Annotated in this window: 21 protein-coding genes; 14 read left to right on the top strand and 7 right to left on the bottom strand. The window is 70.1% G+C overall.

The window, feature by feature from the left end; all coding sequences use genetic code 11:
* Positions 1 to 8: 8 nt before the first annotated feature.
* Complete coding sequence (locus OG266_RS11000; protein WP_266474261.1) at positions 9 to 659, top strand: thymidine kinase; 651 nt, start codon at positions 9 to 11, stop codon at positions 657 to 659.
* Here OG266_RS11000 and OG266_RS10995 read toward each other — a convergent pair.
* Entirely contained in the window at positions 646 to 1,575 is a 930-nt protein-coding gene (locus tag OG266_RS10995; protein ID WP_371545093.1) for a LysR family transcriptional regulator, read from the bottom strand. The two genes, OG266_RS11000 and OG266_RS10995, sit on opposite strands and share 14 nt — an antisense overlap.
* 71 nt (positions 1,576 to 1,646) lie before the next feature.
* Here OG266_RS10995 and OG266_RS10990 point away from each other — a divergent pair, with 71 nt between their 5' ends.
* Positions 1,647 to 2,534 carry an SDR family NAD(P)-dependent oxidoreductase gene (locus OG266_RS10990; RefSeq protein ID WP_371545091.1) on the top strand — a complete coding sequence of 296 codons (888 nt, stop codon included), beginning with the start codon at positions 1,647 to 1,649 and terminating at the stop codon, positions 2,532 to 2,534.
* 53 nt (positions 2,535 to 2,587) lie between these two features.
* Here the strand turns inward: OG266_RS10990 and OG266_RS10985 are convergent, their stop codons facing one another.
* Positions 2,588 to 3,391 (bottom strand): VOC family protein, encoded by an 804-nt coding sequence (locus tag OG266_RS10985; RefSeq protein ID WP_371545089.1) that lies wholly within the window; start codon positions 3,389 to 3,391, stop codon positions 2,588 to 2,590.
* Positions 3,392 to 3,715: 324 nt separating this feature from the next.
* On the opposite strand from OG266_RS10985, the gene OG266_RS10980 reads away from it, so the two are divergent.
* The gene (locus OG266_RS10980) at positions 3,716 to 4,543 is read left to right on the top strand and encodes a sulfurtransferase (protein WP_371545086.1); all 828 of its coding nucleotides are present in this window, start codon (positions 3,716 to 3,718) and stop codon (positions 4,541 to 4,543) included.
* 78 nt (positions 4,544 to 4,621) lie between these two features.
* On the opposite strand, the gene sepH is transcribed toward OG266_RS10980, so the two are convergent.
* On the bottom strand, positions 4,622 to 5,707 hold the full coding sequence (gene sepH / locus OG266_RS10975) for a septation protein SepH (RefSeq protein WP_266474255.1): 1,086 nt from the start codon (positions 5,705 to 5,707) through the stop codon (positions 4,622 to 4,624).
* A 457-nt stretch (positions 5,708 to 6,164) separates the two neighbouring features.
* Here sepH and OG266_RS10970 point away from each other — a divergent pair, with 457 nt between their 5' ends.
* The gene (locus tag OG266_RS10970) at positions 6,165 to 6,923 is read left to right on the top strand and encodes a hypothetical protein (RefSeq protein WP_371545082.1); all 759 of its coding nucleotides are present in this window, start codon (positions 6,165 to 6,167) and stop codon (positions 6,921 to 6,923) included.
* Here OG266_RS10970 and OG266_RS10965 read toward each other — a convergent pair.
* Complete coding sequence (locus OG266_RS10965; RefSeq protein ID WP_371545079.1) at positions 6,847 to 8,166, bottom strand: D-arabinono-1,4-lactone oxidase; 1,320 nt, start codon at positions 8,164 to 8,166, stop codon at positions 6,847 to 6,849. The two genes, OG266_RS10970 and OG266_RS10965, sit on opposite strands and share 77 nt — an antisense overlap.
* Positions 8,126 to 9,364: an MFS transporter gene (locus OG266_RS10960; RefSeq protein WP_371545076.1), complete on the bottom strand. Its 1,239-nt coding sequence runs from the start codon at positions 9,362 to 9,364 to the stop codon at positions 8,126 to 8,128. The genes OG266_RS10965 and OG266_RS10960 overlap by 41 nt, the downstream gene beginning before the upstream one ends.
* Positions 9,365 to 9,540: 176 nt before the next feature.
* Between OG266_RS10960 and OG266_RS10955 the strand changes: the two genes are divergently transcribed.
* A complete protein-coding gene (locus OG266_RS10955) occupies positions 9,541 to 10,668 on the top strand; it encodes a ferrochelatase (RefSeq protein ID WP_371545074.1) in 1,128 nt (375 codons plus the stop codon).
* 8 nt (positions 10,669 to 10,676) lie between these two features.
* The gene (locus OG266_RS10950; RefSeq protein ID WP_266474248.1) at positions 10,677 to 11,492 is read left to right on the top strand and encodes an inositol monophosphatase family protein; all 816 of its coding nucleotides are present in this window, start codon (positions 10,677 to 10,679) and stop codon (positions 11,490 to 11,492) included.
* Between the two features lie 120 nt (positions 11,493 to 11,612).
* Here the strand turns inward: OG266_RS10950 and OG266_RS10945 are convergent, their stop codons facing one another.
* Complete coding sequence (locus OG266_RS10945; protein WP_167459062.1) at positions 11,613 to 11,786, bottom strand: hypothetical protein; 174 nt, start codon at positions 11,784 to 11,786, stop codon at positions 11,613 to 11,615.
* 391 nt (positions 11,787 to 12,177) lie between these two features.
* Here OG266_RS10945 and OG266_RS10940 point away from each other — a divergent pair, with 391 nt between their 5' ends.
* The 4 genes from OG266_RS10940 (at position 12,178) to OG266_RS10925 (ending at position 15,709) form a co-directional block, all read left to right on the top strand.
* Positions 12,178 to 12,831, top strand: a complete 654-nt coding sequence (locus OG266_RS10940; protein WP_266474245.1) for a response regulator transcription factor — start codon at positions 12,178 to 12,180, stop codon at positions 12,829 to 12,831.
* A gap of 6 nt (positions 12,832 to 12,837) precedes the next feature.
* Positions 12,838 to 14,070, top strand: a complete 1,233-nt coding sequence (locus tag OG266_RS10935) for a HAMP domain-containing sensor histidine kinase (RefSeq protein ID WP_266474244.1) — start codon at positions 12,838 to 12,840, stop codon at positions 14,068 to 14,070.
* A gap of 393 nt (positions 14,071 to 14,463) precedes the next feature.
* A complete protein-coding gene (locus OG266_RS10930) occupies positions 14,464 to 14,760 on the top strand; it encodes a DUF4193 domain-containing protein (protein WP_003997302.1) in 297 nt (98 codons plus the stop codon).
* A 13-nt stretch (positions 14,761 to 14,773) separates the two neighbouring features.
* Complete coding sequence (locus OG266_RS10925; protein ID WP_266474243.1) at positions 14,774 to 15,709, top strand: hypothetical protein; 936 nt, start codon at positions 14,774 to 14,776, stop codon at positions 15,707 to 15,709.
* A 52-nt stretch (positions 15,710 to 15,761) separates the two neighbouring features.
* Here the strand turns inward: OG266_RS10925 and OG266_RS10920 are convergent, their stop codons facing one another.
* Entirely contained in the window at positions 15,762 to 16,223 is a 462-nt protein-coding gene (locus OG266_RS10920; RefSeq protein WP_266474242.1) for a DUF3093 domain-containing protein, read from the bottom strand.
* Positions 16,224 to 16,281: 58 nt separating this feature from the next.
* Between OG266_RS10920 and OG266_RS10915 the strand changes: the two genes are divergently transcribed.
* The 4 genes from OG266_RS10915 to OG266_RS10900 all read left to right on the top strand — a co-directional run bounded on the left by OG266_RS10915 (position 16,282) and on the right by OG266_RS10900 (position 19,588).
* Positions 16,282 to 16,866, top strand: coding sequence for a PaaI family thioesterase (locus tag OG266_RS10915; RefSeq protein ID WP_266474241.1), 585 nt, complete (start codon positions 16,282 to 16,284; stop codon positions 16,864 to 16,866).
* Positions 16,863 to 17,378: a dUTP diphosphatase gene (dut, locus tag OG266_RS10910; RefSeq protein WP_329545112.1), complete on the top strand. Its 516-nt coding sequence runs from the start codon at positions 16,863 to 16,865 to the stop codon at positions 17,376 to 17,378. Before OG266_RS10915 ends, dut begins: the two co-directional genes overlap by 4 nt.
* Position 17,379: 1 nt before the next feature.
* A complete protein-coding gene (locus OG266_RS10905) occupies positions 17,380 to 18,141 on the top strand; it encodes a DUF3710 domain-containing protein (RefSeq protein WP_266474239.1) in 762 nt (253 codons plus the stop codon).
* Positions 18,142 to 18,367: 226 nt separating this feature from the next.
* Positions 18,368 to 19,588: an alginate lyase family protein gene (locus OG266_RS10900; RefSeq protein ID WP_371545063.1), complete on the top strand. Its 1,221-nt coding sequence runs from the start codon at positions 18,368 to 18,370 to the stop codon at positions 19,586 to 19,588.
* The last annotated feature ends 21 nt before the right edge of the window (positions 19,589 to 19,609 follow it).

Here is a 19,609-nt window from a genome sequence, read left to right as displayed (position 1 = left end):
AACTTCCCATGCCTGAGCTGGTGTTCTTCTCCGGAACCATGGATTGTGGGAAGAGCACTCTGGCACTGCAGATCGGGCACAACCGCTCGGCCCGCGGGCTTCAGGGTGTGATCTTCACGCGGGACGACCGGGCGGGCGAGGGAAAGCTGTCCTCGCGCCTCGGCCTGGTCACGGAGGCGGTCGAGGCCACCGAGAGCATGGACCTGTACGGGTATCTGGTCGATCAGCTGTCCAAGGGCGGCAGGGTCGACTACGTGATCGTCGACGAGGCGCAGTTCCTCGCGCCGGACCAGATCGACCAGCTGGCGCGGGTCGTCGACGACCTGGGGCTCGATGTCTTCGCCTTCGGTATCACCACCGACTTCCGCACCAAGCTCTTCCCCGGCTCGCAGCGGCTGATCGAGCTGGCCGACCGGATAGAGGCCCTCCAGGTGGAGGCCCTGTGCTGGTGCGGCGCCCGGGCCACGCACAATGCCCGCACGGTCGGCGGGGAGATGGTGGTCGAGGGCGCCCAGGTGGTCGTCGGCGACGTCAACCGCCCGGTGGGGGAGATCGGTTACGAGGTCCTGTGCCGCCGCCACCACCGTCGCCGTATGACCAGCGCCTCGGCCCACGCGAGCGTGCTGTCTCCCGACGTCCTGCCGGTCACATCGGCCTGACGACAGCGGCGTCGAGGGCCGCCGCGCGGAGGGCGGCTGCCACCCGGGTGACCGGATCGGTCGGCGGGTGGGGGAGACGGGCCAGGAGCAGGCGCCGCTGTTCCTGGGGCCCGCCGCGGACCGGGAGGACGCGGACACCCGGTGGCGCGGCGGCAGCGAGGACGGCGGGCACGGTGGTCAGCCCGCAGCCGGCGGCGACGAGTTGGAGCTTGGCGAGCCAGTCCCGGGCGGTGTGGGCGATCTCGGGCCGCTCGTCCAGGCCGGGCCATACGCCCATCAGCCGGTCCTCTCCCGAGGAGGAGCCCGCGATCCAGCGCTGCCCGCGCAGGTCGGCCACGTCGACGAAGTCGCCGCGGGCAAGGGGATGGGTGGCGGGCACCGCCAGACACAGCGCACGTTCGGTGAGCGTGTGCAGCACGAGCGGGGGCGACTCGGCGTCCGGCGGCCGGAACGGCGGCGCCGAAGCGAGCAGGGCCAGGTCGAGGCTGCCCGCCCGCAGGGCGCGCACCAGCGCCGGGGTGCTGCCCTCCCGGCCGACCACGTGAAGGTCCGGGTCTGAGTGGTGCAGCGCGGCCAGGGCCCGGGGCAGCAGGACGGCGCCGGCGCTCGGGAACCATCCCAGGCGGACCGTCCCGGCCTGGCCGGGCAGGCCGGACAGCTCCCTGGCGGTCGCGTCGATCTCGTCCAGTACGACAGTCGCGCGGCGCATGACGACGCGGCCGACCGCGGTGAGCCGTACTCCGTCGCGCCGCCGCTCCACCAGCTCCGCGCCCGCGGCCCGTTCGATCGCGGCGATCTGCCGGGACACCGCCGACTGGGTGTAGCCCAGCGACGCGGCGGCCGCGGTGAAGGTTCCCTGTTCGGCCACGGCGCGGAAGACGCGCAGCGCGGTCAGTGACACATCCGTGAAGTCCATGACGTTCACGCATGCTAGCCGTGCCGAACTCTCGTTGGACTCATGGATGCGGCGTTCCTAGCGTGGGACGCATGAACGCTTCACGCATCGCCCTCGTCACGGGCGCCAACCAAGGACTCGGCCGGGCCCTCGTCGAAGGACTGGCGGCCCGTATGAGCCCGGACGACCTGGTCCTGCTGACCGGCCGCAGCCACCAGCGCGTGACGGACGCCGCCCGCGAGGTCACCCAGCTGCCCGGTACCCGCGCCCGCGTCGAGGGCCGCGTCCTGGACGTCACCGACACCGAAGCCATCGCCCACCTCGCCGAGGACCTCCGGGCCCGCCACGGAGGGGTCGACGTCGTCATCTCCAACGCGATCGCGCGCCTGCTGCCCGAGGAGTCACAGGCCGAGCGGGCCGACGAGTTCATCGACGTCTCCAACACCGCCACTCACGCGATCCTGCGCTCTTTCGGTCCCGCCCTGCGCCCGGGCGGACGGCTGCTCGTCGTGGCCAGCAGCCTGGGCACGCTCGGCCATCTCGACCCGCGGCTGCACCACTTGTTCGACGGCGCGAGCCTCGACCAGGTCGCATACGCCGTCGAGTCGTGGCGCCGCGCCATCCACAACAGGACCGCCGCGGAGGCGGGCTGGCCGATCTGGCTGAACGTGCCCTCGAAGGTGGCTCAGGTCGCCGCCGTCCGCGCGCTCGCCGCCGAACGCCGCGAACACGACCTCGCCACCGGCACGTTGATCGCGGCGGTGTGCCCCGGCATGGTCGACACCGCCACCTCGCGCCCCTGGTTCAGCGACTACAGCCATGCCCAGTCGCCGGCCCGGGCCGCCCGAGCCGTGCTCGACCTGATCTTCGCCGACCACGCCGATCCCGCCCTCTACGGCGAACTGGTCCGCTTCGGCAAGCCTCTGCCCTGGTACGACGGCACACCCCCGGTGGAGCAGGACCGGATGCTCACGCCCTGAACGCATCAGGAGAGTGAAGTCCGGCGTCCGTTCAATGGACGGTGTTGATCACGTCAATGGACGGTGTGGATCAGGGAGAACATCGCGCCCTCCGGGTCCGCCACCGTCGCCACCCGCCCGTAGTGCGAGTCGTGGGCCGGTTTGAGGAGATGCCCGCCGAGGTCCGTGACACGGGCGACCATGTCGTCCACGTCCGCGGCCTCGAAGTACGTCATCCAGTGCGGGCCCCGGTCGCGGGGCAGGCCGTGGCCGACGCCGTGGATGCCGGCCACCGGACTGCCGTTGATGTGCAGGGTCACGTAGTCGAAGTCGGCCGAGACGACCGGCTCCAGCTCGTAGCCGAAGACCCCCTGGTAGAACTTGACGACGCTCTCGGTGTCGCGGGTCACGAGCTCGTTCCACGCGGGGGTACCGGGCACGCCGGTGATCCCTGTCCCCAGGTGGGCGGCCGCCTGCCAGATCCCGAAGACGGCGCCCGTCGGGTCCGAGGCGATCGCCATGCGGCCGGCCTCGCCCGCGTCCAGGGGGCCGACCCCCACGGTGCCGCCACTGTGCCGCACCGTCTCGGCGGTCAGGTCGACGTCGTCCGAGGCGAGATACGGCGTCCAGGCGATAGGCAGATGCCGGTCGGGCGGCAGCTGCCCGATCCCCGCCACCTCTTGATCGTCGAGCAGGGCCCGTACGTAGGGGCCGAGCTGGTGCGGGCCCGGCTGGAACTCCCAGCCGAACAGCGCTCCGTAGAAGTCCTGGGTCGTGGCCATCCCGTGCACCATCAGGCTCACCCAGCAGGGTGTGCCGGGCGCGTGCCGAGCGTGCGTTGTGCCGTTCAGGCCGGCCGACCCCCGTGCCTCGGTCATCGTCACTCTCTTCTCGGCCCCTCGCGGTGGCCGGGTCACCTTCCGCCTACCGCACGCGTACCGCGATCGCGTGCTCATAAGCCCCGTGCCGATGTTCGCACCACCGGTCGCACCGTGCGTCCCGGCCGCGCCGTCGTTCAGCGGCCTACGGCCGGAGGATGCCCGATGAGCCGTTTCCCGTCCGTTTCCGCACGATTGCCGCGTGGTGTCCATCGGCTGTACAGCATGTGCCCGATCCCATACGCCTGGTGATCGGACCCGCCCGGCGGAGCACAGTAGCCCGACATGGACGACGCGGCCACCCCGTGCGCAAGGATGGTGGCCATGAACGCCATCATCTCCGCACCCGAGCTGGCGAGCGACCTGGCCGGACCGAACCCCCCGGTCGTCCTCGACGTCCGCTGGCAGCTGGGTGGTCCGAGTCTGCGCTCCGAGTACGAGAAGGCGCACATTCCTGGCGCCGTTTTTGTCGATTTGGATTCTGAACTTGCAGGTCCGGCGGGGGCCGGGGGCCGTCATCCGCTGCCCGATCCCGAAGTCTTCGGCGCGGCGATGCGTGCCGCCGGTGTCTCGGCGGACCGCGATGTCGTTGTGTACGACGGCGGGCTCGGCTGGGGCGCCGCGCGCGCGTGGTGGCTGCTGGGCTATACGGGTCACCCGTCCGTGCGTGTGCTTGACGGCGGGTTCACCGCCTGGAGCGGTCCGGTGTCGTCGGAGCTGCCCGCCCCCGCTGCCGGATCCTTCGTACCCGTGCCCGGCGCCCGGCCGCTGCTCGACGCGGACGGGGCGGCGGCGCTGGCCCGTACCGGACTGCTGCTCGACGCCCGGGCGGGCGAGCGGTACCGCGGCGAGGTCGAACCGATCGACCCCGTGGGCGGGCACATCCCCGGCGCGGTCTCCGCGCCGACCACGCAGAACGTCACGGACGACGGACGGTTCCTGCCCGCCGCCGAACTCGCCGACCGCTTCAAGTCCCTTGGCGCGACCGGCACGTCCGAGGTCGGCGTCTACTGCGGTTCGGGCGTCTCCGGCGCGCACGAGGTGCTGGCGCTCGCCGTCGCGGGTATCCCGGCCGCGCTGTACGCGGGTTCCTGGTCGGAGTGGTCCAGGGACGGGAGCCGCCCGGTCGCGGTCGGTCCGGACCCTCAGTAGCGGCGGCCGGTCCCGATCCTCAGCAGCAGCGATGGGGCCCGCACCGAACCGGCGCGGGCCCCATCGTCGTACGACTGATCAGTCCTGCTTCTTCCGCCGTGTACCGAACACGATCTCGTCCCAGCTCGGGACCGCCGCGCGGCGGCCCGGGCGGACGCCGTCGGCCTCGGCCTGGCGGTCGGTCGCGCCGACGAGACGGTCGCGGTGGGCGCCGACCGAGCGGGGCATGAGCACGTCCGCGTAGGCGGATCCGGCACCGGCCGAGGCCGCGGGAGCCGGGGGCTCCTCGGTCTCGGGCTCGGGGGCGGGTTCCTCCGTGTCGGGCCGCTCCGTGGTGGAGGGACGCTCGGGCACCACCATGTCGCCGCGGAAGCTCGGCACCGCCTCCAGGAGGCTGGTGAGCGAGTCGCGCTCGGACTCCTCGACCGGCTCCGCAGAAGGCGCGGGCAGGCTCGGCCGCTCCATCTGCCGGTCCAGGGCGCGGTCCAGCGGACGGTCCCGGGGCAGCCGGGCGATCCGCGGCACGAACGGGAAGCTCGGTTCGGCGGCCGCCGAGAGGTCGTCGGACTCGCCGATCAGCGAGCGCGCCTCGTCGTCGACGGCCTGGACGAGCCGCCGCGGCGGGTCGTACGTCCAGCTCGCCGAGTGCGGCTCACCCGCGACCCGGTAGACCAACAGCACTTCCCAGGTGCCGTCGTCACGACGCCAGGAGTCCCACTGGGCGGTCTCCTTCTCGGCGCCGCGCAGCGTCAGCCGCTCCTGCACGGCCTCACCGAGCTGGGGTCCCGCGTTCTCGCCTGGACGGCGGACAGGGGTCTTCCTTGCGCGCTCGGCCATGAAGGCACGCTCGGCGAGGACAGGCCCCTCGAAGCGCCGCACCCGGTCGACGGGGATCCCGGCGAGCGAGGCGACCTCCTCGGCGGAGGCGCCGGCACGTATACGCGCCTGAATGTCTCGGGGGCGGAGATGACTCTCCACCTCGATTTCGATCTGGCCGAGGCGGGGACGGTCGCCGCGTACAGCGGCGCGCAGACGCTCATCAATCGGAAGCGTGTACTCCGTGCTGTCCGCAGCCTTCAGCACCAGCCGTGTGCCGTCGTTAGAGACGGCCACGACACGCAGTTCCGGCATGGGGACCTCCCGGGTGGTGCCTGCCGACGTCACGTGCGTCGCTGCTTCCGCTAGTCGAGTGTGGCCTGCCCGGGTGCAGCCTGCCACAACCTTGCCGAGTTGCCCGGCGTGTCGGGCACAGGCCCGGGATCGCCGTTATGGCACGGTTACCTATTCGCAACGCTAAGTGACGAACTCCATCACCCTGTGCAACGAGCCCCCTCCCGGCGGTCCTGCAAGGCCCCGGACACCCTGGCGGGAGTCCGGTCCCAGGGCTCGCAAGAGTACTCCATTCGGGCCACTTGCGTGGATCGGCACGCCGCCCAACTTCGAGCAGGGGGTGGTAGTTGGCCGGCGGATGCGGTGTTTTCGTGACCATGAAAAGTGGCGCACTTCACGTAATCGTCGCAAACGGAACTAATTGTTTCGCCCGTACGTCCCTTTCTCGTGCAGTCGGTCGATCAAGTGAGGCAAGTCGATCAAGTTCGGGAAAGGCAGGCAAGGTCCGGGAATGCGTGAAAAGCCGGATGTAGGTGCGGAGTCGGGGATCGGTGAGGGGGTCGGGAAGAAACGATTGGATCTGAGCGTCCCGCAAGTGGCGGGCAGTGCGGTGGCCGCGGTGGTGGCCGCGAAACTCGCCTCCTACTTCGGGGTCTACGGGACGATGCTGGGCGCAGGCCTGGTCAGCGTGGTCGCCACCTGCGGCGGCACCGTCTTCCAGCACTTCTTCAAGCGCACCGGCGAGCAGATACGCGACGTGACGGTGCAGGCCAAACCGAAGGCCCAGCAGGCTCCGGCCGCGGGGGAGTTCACCGAGGGGACCGTCTACCGCGCGCGGGTCAGGAGCTGGAGGCGGCCGGTGGTCGCGGCGGCGCTGGTCTTCGGCGTCACCATGGCGGGCATCACGACATACGAACTCGTGTCGGGCCGGAGCTTCAGCGGCGACGGCCGGAGCACGACAGTCGGCGACGCCTTCGGCGGGAGCGGCTCCAACTCCACGTCGGAGCCCGGCACATCCAGTACATCCGGTACGACGCCCTCGGCAGGGTCCTCCTCCGTGGGGCCGTCGGGCGGCAGCGGCGCCGGTGCCACCCAGGACGACGACGGAGCTACGACGCCCACGCCGACGCCGAGTTCCAGCGCCACCCCGCAGACCGGGGACGGCAGCCCGACCCCCACACCCAGCGCGACGGCTACGAGCCCAACACCCGACGCAAGTAGTCGTTCCCAAAGCGCCGATCCGGGTCGAGCCGATCCCTCAGCTCAGTGAACTCGCCGAAGCGCGGATAGACCCCGGAGAAGTACTCCGCGTCACGCGTGTGCACCTTGCCCCAGTGCGGCCGCCCCTCGTGCGCGGTAAGGATCCGCTCGGCGGCGGTGAAGTACGCCTGATAGGGGGTGCCCTTGAACATATGGACGGCGATGTACGCGCTCTCCCGCCCGGACGCCGTCGAGAGCGTGATGTCGTCCGCGGGGGCCGTGCGCACCTCGACGGGGAAACTGACCCGCAGGGACGAGCGGTCGACCATCGTCTTCAGCTCGCGCAGCGTTTCGACGAGGGCCTCGCGCGGAACGGCGTACTCCATCTCCACGAAGCGCACCCGGCGCGGAGAAGTGAAGACCTTGTAGGGAATGTCGGTGTAGGTCCGCGCGGACAGCGCGCGGCTGGAGATCTTCGCGATCGTCGGGACGGTGGCGGGCACGGCGCGGCCGAGCAGATTGGCCGCGTGGAAGACGCCGTTGGAGAGGAGCTCGTCCTCGATCCAGCCGTTGAGCTGTGGCACCGGCTTCTCGGGGCCCGCGCTGCGGTTGTTGCGCTTGGTGTTGCAGTTGCCGGTGTGCGGGAACCAGTAGAACTCGAAGTGCTCGTTCTCTGTGAACAGTTCATCGAAGTCGGCGGTGACCTTGTCGAAGGTCATCGCTTCCTCGCGGGCCGTGAGCAGAAATATGGGCTCTACGGAGAGGGTGATCGCGGTGATGATCCCCAGGGCACCGATGCCGACCCGGGCGGCCGCGAAGACCTCGGGGTTCTCCTTCTCGGAGCAGACCAGGACCGAGCCGTCGGCGGTGACCAGCTCAAGGCCCTTGATCTGGGCGGCGATCGAGGCGGAATCGCGCCCGGTGCCGTGCGTCCCGGTGCTGACCGCCCCGGAAACCGTCTGCTCCATGATGTCGCCCATGTTCGTGAGCGACAGCCCCTCGCGGGCGAGAGCCAGGTTGAGACGCTTGAGCGGGGTGCCCGCCTCGACGGTGACGGTGCCCGCCTCGCGATCGATCCTGCGTATCCCCGTCAACAGTTGAGGGCGGATCAATACGCCGTCGGTCGCGGCGACTGCCGTGAAGGAGTGCCCGGTGCCGACGGCCTTCACCTTCAGACCGTCCTCGGCGGCCCTGCGCACGGCCGCGGAGAGTTCCTCCACGGAAGCGGGGGTGACCTCTCGTGCCGGCCGGGCGGTGACCGTGCCCGCCCAGTTACGCCACGTTCCGCTCTTCCCGTTCGCTGTGCTGCTCATGGGTCCCTCCCCGATGCGGAACCGGCCTGCTCAGCCGGCGATACCCGAGGAAACCGACCGCGACCGCGACGGCTCCGGACACCGCCGGAACCCCGTACCCGGCCTTCGCACCGGCGGCGTCGATCACCCAGCCGGCCACGGAGGAACCGAGCGCGACCCCGACCGCGAGCCCGGTGCTGATCCAGGTCATGCCTTCGGTCAATTTCGCGCGTGGTACGTGCTGCTCGATGAGGGACATCGTGGTGATCATCGTGGGAGCGATGGACAGGCCCGCAACGAACAGCGCCACAGCCAGAAACGGCAAGTTTCCGACCAGTAGGAGGGGGATCATACTCACGGCCATCGCGCATATGCCCAGCAGCCACCGAGGTTCGGGCGACCCCTTGAAGTGCAGCAGCCCGAACACGGCTCCCGCCACACAGGAGCCCGCCGCGTACAGCGCAAGCACGATGCTCGCCGCACCCTTGTGGCCCTGCTCCTCGGCGAAGGCCACCGTGACCACGTCGACGGCACCGAAGATCGCTCCGGTCGCCACGAACGTGGCCACCAGGACCTGGAGTCCGGCCGAGGCCATCGCCGAACCGCCCTTGTGGTGCTCGCGCGGATGAGGCACGGGTTCGGTGGCGCGCTGGGCCGTCAGCCAGAAGACGCCGACGGCGAGGAAGCAGGCGGCGAGCAGCGGCCCGGCCTCCGGGAACCACACCGTGGACAGCCCGATGGAGATGATCGGTCCGAAGATGAAGCAGATCTCGTCCATCACGGACTCGAAGGAGTACGCGGTGTGCAGCTGCGGGGTGTCCCGGTAGAGGGCTGCCCAGCGCGCCCTGATCATCGCGCCGATGCTCGGTACGCAGCCGATGCCGGCCGAGCAGACGAACAGCACCCAGTCCGGCCACTCGAACTTCGCCGCGAGCAGCAGCCCGGCGGCCGCGGCCAGGGCGAACAGCGTCACGGGGCGCAGTATTCGCCGCTGCCCGTGCCGGTCCACCAGGCGGGAGACCTGCGGGCCCAGCGCCGCGGCGGCCAGAGCCATCGTCGCCGACAGGGCGCCCGCGAGGCCGTACCGCCCGGTGAGCTGGGAGATCATCGTGACCACGCCGATGCCCATCATCGACAGGGGCATCCGGCCGAGGAAGCCCGCGGCGGAGAATCCCTTGGTGCCGGGGGCGGCGAACAGGGCGCGGTACGGGCTGGGCACGGGGAACTCCGGTCGGCTCGGCTCGGCCCCCCGGTCACTACGGGCGGCCTGAACACCGGTAAGGCGTGAATCTGGCCGATACAGCTTACGGGTGAGGTGACCCTAACGCACTCTCGCGGACCGCTTGTCATGTGGCCGTTGTCCGTCTGTCAGCGACGGATGGCAGGATCGAAGACATGCCAGACGTGCTCGATGCCACCCCCTACGACGCCCTTCTCCTGCTCTCGTTCGGCGGCCCGGAAGGCCCGGACGACGTGGTCCCGTTCCTGGAGAACGTGACGCGGGGGCGCGGCATCCCCAAGGAACGGCTCAAGGAGGTGGGGCAGCACTACTTCCTGTTCGGCGGGGTGAGCCCCATCAACGACCAGAACCGCGCCCTGCTCGACGCCCTCCGCAAGGACTTCGCCGACCACGGCCTGGACCTGCCCGTCTACTGGGGCAACCGCAACTGGGCGCCGTACCTGACCGACACCCTGCGCGAGATGGCAGCCGACGGCAGGCGCCGCATCCTGGTCCTCGCCACCAGCGCGTACGCCTCGTACTCGGGCTGCCGCCAGTACCGCGAGAACCTCGCCGAGGCGCTGGCCACCCTCGAGGCCGAGGGCCTGGACCTGCCGAAGGTCGACAAGCTGCGGCACTACTTCAACCACCCCGGCTTCGTCCGCCCCATGGCCGAGGGCGTCCTGAAGTCCCTGGCCGAACTGGACCAGGACGTACGGGAGGGCGCGCACCTCGCCTTCACGACGCACTCCATCCCGGACGCGGCCGCAGACACGTCCGGGCCCGTGGAGGACCACGGTGACGGGGGCGCGTACGTCAGGCAGCACCTGGACGTCGCGCGGCTGATCGTCGACATCGTGCGCGAGGAGACGGGGATCGAGCACCCCTGGCAGCTCGTCTACCAGTCGCGCTCGGGAGCGCCCCACATCCCGTGGCTGGAGCCCGACATCTGCGACCACCTGGAAGAGCTGCACGGCGACGGTGTCCCGGCCGTCGTGATGGCCCCCATCGGGTTCGTCTCGGACCACATGGAGGTCCTGTACGACCTCGACACCGAGGCCACGGCCAAGGCGGCGGAGCTGGGGCTGCCGGTGCGCCGTTCGGCCACCGTGGGCGCCGATCCGCGGTTCGCCGCGGCGATCCGTGAACTCGTTCTGGAGCGCGCCGCCTCCGAGAGCGGGCGCCAGGTGACACCCTGCGCCCTGGGTGCGCTCGGCGCGAGTCACGACCTGTGCCCCGTGGGCTGCTGCCCCGCCCGCGCCCCGAAGCCCGCCGCCGCGGGCGCCGACAGTCCGTACGCCTGAGGAGCCCCGTGATCGAGCCCCTGCACACCGAACTGCTCCAGCTCGCCCACCAGGCCGCCCGCAGCGCCGGTGAGCTGCTCCGGGACGGACGCCCGGCGGACCTCACGGTCGCCGCGACCAAGTCCAGCCCGATCGACGTCGTCACCGAGATGGACATCGCCGCCGAGAAGCTGATCACCGACCTGATCACCCAGCACCGCCCCGCCGACGGCTTCCTCGGCGAGGAGGGCGCCGCCACGGAGGGCACCAGCGGCATCCGCTGGGTCGTCGACCCGCTCGACGGCACGGTCAACTACCTGTACGGGCTGCCGACCTGGGCGGTGTCCATCGCCGCCGAACAGAACGGCGAGACCGTCGTCGGAGTCGTCGCGGCGCCGATGCGCGGCGAGACCTACCACGCGGTACGCGGCCGTGGCGCCCGGGCCACCGGAGCCTGGGTCGGCGAACGCCGGCTGACCTGCCGCCCGTCGCCATCCCTGGACCAGGCCCTGGTCTCCACCGGCTTCAACTACGTGACCGAGGTCAAGACCCACCAGGCCGACGTCGCACAGCGGCTGATCCCGCTGCTCCGTGACATCAGGCGCTCCGGCTCGGCGGCGGTCGACCTGTGCGACGTCGCGGCGGGCCGCCTCGACGGCTACTACGAGCGCGGGCTCCACCCCTGGGACCTCGCGGCGGGCGACCTGATCGCCCGTGAGGCGGGCGCCCTGACCGGTGGACGCCCTGGAGAGCGCCCCGGAGGCGATCTGGCGGTCGCGGCCTCCCCGGGCGTCTTCGAGCCCCTCCAGCGGCTCCTGGAGGAGTTCGGCGCCTGGCACGACTGACGGCGCGTACAACAACGCGGCCACCACGCTTGCGAACAGGCGGCGAACAGAGCGGGGCCCCGGCACTGGATCGATGCCGGGGCCCGCTCTCGTACGGATGAAGTTTTAGAGAAGAACTGATCAGACGCGCGTCGCGCCGACCTCGACACCGTGCTCGGCGGCGAGGCGGTGCAGGTCGTCGAGCTCGGCCTGCTCGACCTCCGCGAGGAAGTCGTCGCCTGTTTCGCGAGCCCGCGTCAGGTCGGACTCGGTAGCCCTTATGCGCTGCAGAAGTCCTGCGGTGAAAGCGTCCATGCTGCGCCCCCTCGTCCTGGGTCGTGGGTCGATGGCACGGGGGTGTGCCGTTCGGAAGGGGCGATCACGTCTCCAAGGGGTGCCCAGCGCTGCCCGGCTGGGCGGCGACGGTGCCGGACACCCACGCCCACTCTGCGGAAAGCGGATTGACGTACCACAAGGTGGCTTGCCACAAGCAGAGCGTGATCGCGGGGTGTAAAGCCGTCCTCCCCCCGCTCTCTTCCGTGGAAACCTCAACCGCACGAGAAAATCTGGCATTCCCACACGCTCTCACCCGTCTTACAGCCGACTTATGGCCGAAAAGGGCAGGATGGAGGTCTTACCCCCGACAGACCCTGCCCGCATGCGCCGAAGAGGCGCTACGCGGGTGGACAGAGGAAGGACAAGCGACGTGCGTGTACTCGTCGTCGAGGACGAGCAGCTGCTCGCCGATGCGGTGGCCACCGGACTGCGCCGGGAGGCCATGGCCGTCGACGTCGTGTACGACGGCGCGGCCGCCCTGGAGCGCATCGGGGTCAACGACTACGACGTGGTCGTCCTCGACCGTGACCTCCCGCTCGTGCACGGCGACGACGTCTGCCGCAAGGTCGTCGAGCTCGGCATGCCCACGCGCGTGCTGATGCTCACCGCGTCCGGCGACGTCAGCGACCGCGTCGAGGGCCTGGAGATCGGCGCCGACGACTACCTCCCCAAGCCCTTCGCGTTCAGCGAGCTGACGGCACGCGTGCGTGCCCTCGGCCGCCGTACGAGCCTGCCCCTGCCGCCCGTCCTCGAGCGCGCCGGGATCAAGCTCGACCCCAACCGCCGCGAGGTCTTCCGCGACGGCAAGGAAGTCCAGCTCGCGCCCAAGGAGTTCGCCGTCCTGGAGGTGCTGCTGCGCAGCGAGGGCGCCGTCGTCTCCGCGGAACAGCTCCTGGAGAAGGCCTGGGACGAGAACACGGACCCCTTCACCAACGTCGTACGGGTCACGGTCATGACCCTGCGCCGCAAGCTCGGCGAGCCCCCCGTGATCGTCACCGTGCCCGGCTCCGGCTACCGGATCTGATCCACTGTGGCCACGACCCCCGCGCCTCCCACGGCGCCTCCGAAGCCCACGTGGGACCCCAGAAGAGTCGAGCCTCCGTTCCCCTGGCTGAGGCCGACCATCCGGATACGGCTGACGCTGCTGTACGGCGGCATGTTCCTGATCGCCGGCATCATGCTGCTGTCGATCATCTATCTGCTCGCCGCGCAGGCCCTGAACGTGGGCAGTGATCTGCCCTTCAGGATCGTCTCCGGCGGAGTGAGCAGCCAGACCTGCAACTTCCCGGCCCAGCCTTCGGCGACCGAGCTCAACAGCGCGATGAACGCCTGCGTCAACGAGCAGCGCCAGCACGCCCTGGACGACCTGCTCAGCCGTTCGCTGCTCGCCCTGCTCGGCCTGGCCATCATCGCCTTCGCCTTCGGTTACGCGATGGCGGGCCGGGTGCTCTCGCCGCTCGGCCGGATCACCCGCACCGCGCGCGCGGTGGCCGGCTCGGACCTCTCCCGACGGATCGAACTGGACGGCCCGGACGACGAGTTGAAGGAGCTGGCGGACACCTTCGACGACATGCTGGAGCGGCTGCAGCGGGCCTTCACCGCTCAGCAGCGCTTCGTCGGGAACGCCTCGCACGAACTGCGCACCCCGCTCGCGATCAACCGCACGCTCCTCGAAGTGCACCTCTCCGACCCCGGGGCGCCGATGGAGCTGCAGCAGCTCGGCAAGACCCTGCTGGCCACCAACGAGCGCAGCGAGCAGCTCGTCGAGGGCCTGCTGCTGCTCGCCCGCAGCGACAACCAGATCGTCGAGCGCAAGCCCGTGGACCTTGCGGAGGTCGCCTCGCAGGCCGTCGACCAGGTGCACGCCGAGGCGGACGCCAAGGGCGTGGAGATGCGCGGGGAGCGCGCCCCGGCGGTCGTCCAGGGCAATGGCGTCCTCCTTGAGCGGATCGCCCTGAACCTCGTCCAGAACGCCGTCCGGTACAACGTGCCGGAGGACGGCTGGGTCGAGGTCACCACGGAGGTCCAGCACGGGCAGGCGGTCCTGGTGGTGTCGAACACGGGGCCGGTGGTTCCCGCGTACGAGATCGACAATCTTTTCGAGCCCTTCCGGCGGCTGCGTACGGAGCGCACGGGCAGCGACAAGGGCGTGGGCCTCGGCCTGTCCATCGCCCGGTCGGTGGCCCGCGCGCACGGGGGTCTCATCGTCGCTCAGCCGCGCGAAGGAGGTGGGCTCGTGATGCGAGTCACCCTTCCCATCTGAGACCATGTCGCCGACACGCGAGGATGTTCGCTTTGCGCGGAATTTCCTGGGCATAGGTCCAGGAGTCTCGTGTGTGATCGATCACAAGGGCGATTTTCCGGCCATCTACTCTCCGTGATCAAGAAGGCCGTCGGAAAGCCGGGAAAATCCGGGTTTTCGGGGGTCCAGATCACGGGAAGTACACGGTGGAACGCCTTTGAAGTGCGGCCTTAGGACCGTGTACGGTCCGCATCGCCATCCAAGCCGATCACTCTTGAGGAGTCCGGTTGGGTGTCGATTGAGTAACAGACCTTGATGTGAGGCAAAATCTCCGCCTCGGGTCGGGCACAAGTCCGGCCTCTCACGCGTTACGTGCGCTGGAGACACCGCAGACACCCAGAGGGGGAGAGCGACATGGCAACGGATTACGACACCCCACGCAAGACCGACGACGACGTCGATTCGGACAGCCTTGAAGAACTGAAGGCTCGCCGGAACGACAAGTCGACGTCGTCTGTCGACGTAGATGAGTTCGAGGCCGCAGAAGGCCTGGAGCTGCCCGGCGCGGACCTCTCGAACGAAGAGCTGGCCGTCCGGGTCCTGCCCAAGCAGCAGGACGAGTTCACTTGCATGAGCTGCTTCCTGGTGCACCACCGCAGCCAGCTGGCCCGAGAGAAGAACGGCCAGCCGATCTGCCGCGACTGCGACTGAGGCAGGGTCGGCCGTGACTGGCTCGACCCCTCCTTGGAAGCGCCGCTCCTCCGGACGGGGAGCGGACGAAGGGCCGTCAGACGGCTCTGAAGGCGTGCGTGACGACGAGCGGGGCTCTTCCGGACCAGGATCAGCCTCGCTCGAGCCGGCGCCCGCGACAACGTCGTCAGGGGCTTTTGGGCCCGCCGACGACCTGGTGCCCGTGGGCACCCCGGCGCCCACGGCGAAGAGCCGTGCGGCCGCCGTCCGTGACGGAGTCAGGGAAGGCGTCCGCAAGGGCGGCAGCAGGGCCAGGGCAGGACTGTCCTACCTTGCCGACCGCATTATCGAGATGGCTCCGCGTATCCCCGTACGGGATCTCGCGGCCCTCCGTCGGCAGTTCCCCGGGCTGACCGCCGAGGAGCTCGCGGACAAGCTTGTCGCGGGCGCGGCCAACGCGACGTCCGCGGTGGGCGCCGGCATCGGCGCGGCCGCGATGCTTCCGGTGCCGCCCGCGATGCCGACGGAGATCGCCGCCGAGATCACCGGCGTCGCCGCGATCGAGCTGAAGCTGATCGCCGAACTGCACGAGGTCTACGGCGTACGGCCGCCGGGGAATCTGACGCAGCGCAGCACCGGGTATCTGAACTCCTGGTCCACCGAGCGCGGGATCGACGTGACGAAAGCGGCGACTCTCAGCGCGGCGTTGGGCGGCCCGATGAAGCGCCAGCTGCGCCAGCAGATCATGAAGCGCGTGGTCCGGGACCTGCCCAACCTGATGCCGTTCATGGTCGGCGCGGCGGTCGGAGCGGTGATGAACCGCCGCGACACCAAGCGCCTCGCGGAGCACATCCGCAAGGACCTGCGTAAGTCCCAGGTGCCGTGGGACGCGCTTCCCGAACTGCCGCCGCTGGAGCGGCCCGCCGACCCCCTGCGGATGGGGGAGATCCCCAAGGAGCTCGGGAACTGAGCTCGTCCCGCCCGTCCCGAGAGCGCCCCGCCTGTCCGGAGGGCGCCTGTCCCTACGCCTTCGTCCGTGCGGCCACTAGGGCCGCTGCCAGGCGCTCCGGCTCCCGGGTCGACAGATACAGGTAGGGCGTCGGGTCTTCCGGGTCGGTGACCTCGACGCGGAGGGCTGTGGGGATGTAGGCGCGCAGGAGCATGAAGGCGCGAGTGTCGGCCTTGAACGTGCGCCAGGCGCGCGCCTCCTCCGGGTCCAGGATCTCGGCGTCGCCGAGGGCCGCGACCGGGATCTTCGCGTCGCCCGCGATCAGGGAGTCGCCCACGACGCGGATGCGGATCGAGCCGTACGAGCTCGTCACGACCGCCGCGACCGCGGTGCCGCCGACCAGGCCGCCGAGCAGCGGCAGCGCACCGAACGGCAGGAAGATCAGGGCCATCGAGACCCCCACCAGGAAGCAGACCAGCCACCAGGTGCGGGGCGCGTGGAGGCGTTCTTCGTACGGCGAGGCGGAGAGCTGCATGCGGCCAAGCTTGGCACGGTGCGGGTGTTGCTCTGACGCGCGGGTAAGGTCTGCGGCTGTGAGTGGTACATCCTCAGTTCTGAAGCCTCCCGCCGACGCCGTCGCGCCGGTGCGGCACCCCGACGCGCCCCCGCCCGGGGAACTCCTCGGCGCGCACTACGGAGAGTGTTTCGGGTGTGGCGAGGGACAGGCCCACGGGCTGCACCTCGAAGCCCGCGCGGGGGAGGGGGTCCGGATCACGGCCGAGTTCACCGTGCGGGCCGCCCACCAGGGTGCGCCCGGTCTCGCGCACGGCGGGGTGCTCGCCACCGCGCTCGACGAGTCGCTCGGCTCGCTGAACTGGCTGCTGCGGACCATCGCGGTGACGGGACGGCTGGAGACGGACTTCGTACGGCCGGTGCCCGTCGACACCGTGCTGTATCTGGAGGCCGAGGTCACGGCGGTGGCGGGACGCAAGATCTACTCGACCGCCACCGGGCGGATCGGCGGCCCCGAGGGGCCCGTCGCCGTCCGGGCCGAGGCCCTCTTCATCGAGGTGAAGGTCGACCACTTCATCGACAACGGCCGCCAGGAGGAGATCCGGGCGGCCATGAACGACCCGGACCAGATCCGGCGCGCCCGCGCCTTCGAGGTGAACCCGTGACCCGTAATCCCGTGGATGTGCTGATCAGGCGCATCGACCCGGAAGTTCCGCTTCCCGAGTACGCGCACCCCGGTGACGCGGGAGCGGATCTGCGCACCACCGAGAGTTGTGAACTGAAGCCGGGCGAGAGGGCCGTTCTGCCCACGGGGGTGTCTGTCGCGCTGCCCGAGGGGTACGCGGCCTTCGTGCACCCCCGTTCCGGGCTGGCCGCCCGCTGCGGTGTCGCCCTCGTGAATGCCCCGGGGACGGTGGATGCCGGGTACCGTGGGGAGATCAAGGTGATCGTGGTGAATCTCGACCCGCGCGAGTCCGTGCGGTTCGAGCGCTTCGACCGGATTGCCCAACTGGTCGTCCAGCAGGTCGAGAAGGTCCGCTTCCAGGAGGTCGCGGAGCTTCCCGACTCGGTGCGGGCCGCAGGGGGCTTCGGGTCTACCGGCGGTCATGCCGCCGTGGGCGGCGGGGCGGGTGGGAATCGATACGCTTCGGTCGTATCCGACCGGGAAGGACAGTGACGTGTTCGGACGTCGCAAGAAGGGCAGTGCCGCCGAGGACGCGGCGGGCGAGGCCGAGCAGGTCGTCGACGATGTCGACACTGAGGCGGACGGGACGGAACGGGAGCGGGTGAGGCTCGAGCCGGAGCCGCGGCCCGACGGTCCCTGGGACGACTCGGAGGTGCGCGACCCCGCCGAGGGCCGTGTGGACCTGGGCGGCATTCTGGTGCCCGGAGTCGACGGCATGGAGCTGCGGGTCGAGGTCGCGGGCGACGCGATCGTCGCCGCCACCGTCGTCCTGAAGGACAGCGCCATCCAGCTGCAGGCCTTCGCCGCTCCCAAGCGCGAGGGCATCTGGGGCGAGGTGCGCGAGGAGATCGCTTCCGGCATCACCCAGCAGGGCGGTGTCATCGACGAGGTCGAGGGTCCGCTGGGCTGGGAGCTGCGCGCGCAGGTTCCTGTGCAGCTGCCGGACGGCACGGGCGGTTTCCAGGTCGTACGGTTCGTCGGTGTGGACGGTCCCCGCTGGTTCCTGCGCGGAGTGATCTCCGGGCAGGGCGCGGTGCAGCCGCAGGCCGCAGGTCTGCTTGAGCAGATCTTCCGGGACACGGTCGTCGTCCGCGGTGAGGGCCCGATGGCTCCCCGCGACCCGATCGTCCTGAAGCTGCCGGACGACGCGCAGATGGTCGCCGAGGGTGTCCAGCAGGAGGAGCAGGCGGGTTCCCGCTTCTCCGGCGGCATGGGGCAGTTGCAGCGTGGGCCGGAGATCACCGAGGTTCGCTGACGGTTCTCGGCACGAGAGTCGGGCCGCATCCCCTTCACCGGGGGTGCGGCCCTTTCGTATGCCCAAGCTGCCCTGTCGTGTGCCCAAGCTCTGTTCCACGAAGGGCGGTTGAGGTGCGGGTCTTTCTTCAGGTCTTGACGGAAGTTTGGTCTGGACCTATGGTCCCGGCCAACGCGTGTGTTCAGTCCCCAGTGTGTCGTTCACATACGAGAACGGATTCCCTCACATGCCCGAAACCCCCACAGCCCCCCTCCGCAGACGGCGCCCGGCCTTCCTCGTCACCATCGCCGCGACCGCCGCCCTGGTCGCCGGACTCCTCTCACTGCCCGGCGCCCAGCAGCAGGCCGAAGCCGCGCCCGCCACCTTCGTGCACCCCGGAGTCGGCGTCTCCAGGGGGCAGTTGGACTTCACCCGCACCCAGGTCCTCGCCGGCGCCCAGCCCTGGAAGGGCGCGTACGACCAGATGCTGGCGAGCAAGTACGCCTCGCTGACGCGCACCCCCGCCCCTCGCTCGGTCGTCGAGTGCGGCTCGTACTCGAACCCCAACTACGGCTGCACGGACGAGCGTGAGGACGCGATAGCCGCGTACACGACGGCCCTCGCCTGGTACATCACCCGCGATGTCCGCTATGCGCAGAAGTCCATCCAGCTGATGGACGCCTGGTCGGCCACGATCACCGACCACACCAACAGCAACGCGCCCCTGCAGACCGGCTGGGCCGGCTCCTCGTGGCCGAAGGCCGCCGAGATCATCAAGTACACGTACACCGGCACCTGGGCCAACTCCGCGCGCTTCGGGACCATGCTGCGCAACGTCTACCTGCCCGAGATCATCAACGGCTCCAACTCCAACGGGAACTGGGAGCTGTCGATGATGGAGGCCGCCATCGGCATCTCCGTCTTCCTGGAGGACAAGGGGGTGTGGGACTCCGCGATGGCGAAGTTCCGTACGCGTACGGCCGCGTACGTCTACCTCTCCTCCGACGGCGCCGTGCCGAAGACCGTGCCGAGCCAGAACCTCAACACCACGGCCAAGATCGTCGCTTACTGGCAGGGGCAGTCCACCTTCACCACCGGCCTCACCCAGGAGACCTGCCGCGACTTCGTGCACACCGGGTACGGCATCTCCGCCATCTCGCACGTCGCGGAGACCAGCCGGATCCAGGGCATCGACCTGTACACCACCGACGTGGGTGAGCGGCTGCGCCAGGCGCTCGGCTTCCAGTCCAAGTACCAGCTGGGCGAGGCGGTGCCCAGCTCGCTGTGCGGCGGGTCCCTCACCCTCGGGCTCGGGCCGATCACCGAGGTCGGCTACAACGCCATGCACAACCGCCTCGGCTACGGCATGACCAACACCCAGAACCTGACCATGCAGAACCGTCCGTCCGGCACCAACAACCTGTTCGTCGCCTGGGAGACGCTGACCCACGGGGACAACCTCAGCTGACGCACTCCGCGGCCGGGTGCC

The sequence above is a fragment of the Streptomyces sp. NBC_00554 genome, from assembly GCF_041431135.1.
GTDB lineage: Bacteria > Actinomycetota > Actinomycetes > Streptomycetales > Streptomycetaceae > Streptomyces.
The sequence above is the reverse complement of the archived record's forward strand: the minus strand, read 5'-3'. Positions and strand labels throughout refer to the sequence as shown.